Source organism: Weizmannia acidilactici (assembly GCF_008974225.1).
GTDB classification, from domain to species: Bacteria; Bacillota; Bacilli; order Bacillales; family Bacillaceae_C; genus Weizmannia; species Weizmannia acidilactici.
Genome location: NZ_BKZR01000101.1, coordinates 1 through 1,297 on the forward strand (window position 1 = coordinate 1; position 1,297 = coordinate 1,297).

General features: G+C 46.3%; 1 protein-coding gene. It reads left to right on the top strand.

What is annotated here, in order from left to right; genetic code table 11:
* Window positions 1–223: 223 nt before the first annotated feature.
* Complete coding sequence (locus GBH70_RS16395) at window positions 224–1,252, top strand: ISLre2 family transposase (protein WP_259373298.1); 1,029 nt, start codon at window positions 224–226, stop codon at window positions 1,250–1,252.
* Window positions 1,253–1,297 lie beyond the last annotated feature (45 nt).

Sequence of the window (1,297 nt, forward strand, 5' to 3'; positions counted from 1 at the left end):
AGGCTGGGAGTACTGCAGACGTGATGGCAGAAGCATTCAGTTTCTGTTTGGAAATGTGTACTTTAAACGCACATTAATGCATGACAGAGGGGAAATTCGCATTATCCTCTGGATGAATGGTTAGGGTTGGAGCCGTACCAGCGATATAGCAATTGGTAGAATTAAAAGTGGCGGAGCTGGCCAATGAAAGTACCTATCAGAAGACAGCTGATATTTTAAAGGAATGGACGGCAGTGAGTCTTACCCGGACTACTGTAGGGAATATGGTAAAACGTGTGGGAAAGCCCAGGCGGAAGCCAATCAGGCGCTTGTAGAAGAGCTTGAAACGGCTTTTCTGCCAGAGGGAAAGAAAGTGGAATACCTGTTCGCAGAAGCTGACGGCGTATTCATCCGGGGATTGAAAAAGAAACAGAGTATGGAAGTTCATCATGCCATTCTCTATGAGGGGTGGGAAACCAATGGCAAAAGGGTTTCCCTGCGCCAGCCCAAGGTGGTTATGACAACAGAACCGATTCAGAAATTCTGGGATGAGGTCCAAGCCACAGCTGCCAGCACATACTCCCTTGAAAAAGCCCGTATCATTACAAACAGTGTCGGAGATCCGGGGTACACAGCTGAAAGATTTCAAACGGCGTTCTCACAGTCAGCGTTTCCGGTGCTCAATCAGCTGGATGCATACCACGTTGCACAGGCCGTTGTCAGGACATTCGGGGGCGGAAAAAGCGAAATAAAGGAACAAATTAGAAAGGCAATAAAAGCACATGATTTCAGCCAATTCACGTTGTATTTAGATACGTATGAAAGCACACAAAGTGACAAGAAGAGTCTCAAGAAAGTCAAGGAGTTCCGTTCTTATGTCCAGAAAAACTGGGACCGCATATTTGACTGGAGAGATCAGGTGGAGAGCGCGCCAGACGACGCCAGAGGTTTGGGGGCCATGGAATCCAACCAAAGGCATATCTCATTCAGAATGAAAAAACGGGGAATGCATTGGAGCAAAGAAGGCGGAGAAGCCATGGTTAAAATTAAGCAAGGGATTCTCAACCGGACATTGAGAGAAGCCTATTTAAAGCACCGTACAAGGAGCGCCAGAAAACAAAGGGGATTAAAACAAGCAATAAGGCTGTCGCAGCTGCTTAAACAGCCTGTGCGCCCGTCAGTAGGAGTAAAACGGGGAGTTGTGTTTGGAAGCTCCTCATCGTCAATGGGGCATTTAAGAAAAATTTTTGGGTTTTCATTTCAGCCTGGATAAATGGCATTAATTTGAAAAATTAGTGCCATTTATCCAGGAGAGCAA

Coding starts and splice junctions, on each gene's coding strand:
- GBH70_RS16395 (WP_259373298.1), top strand. CDS start 224: ATGGACGGCAGTGAGTCTTACCCGGACTACTGTAGGGAATATGGTAAA.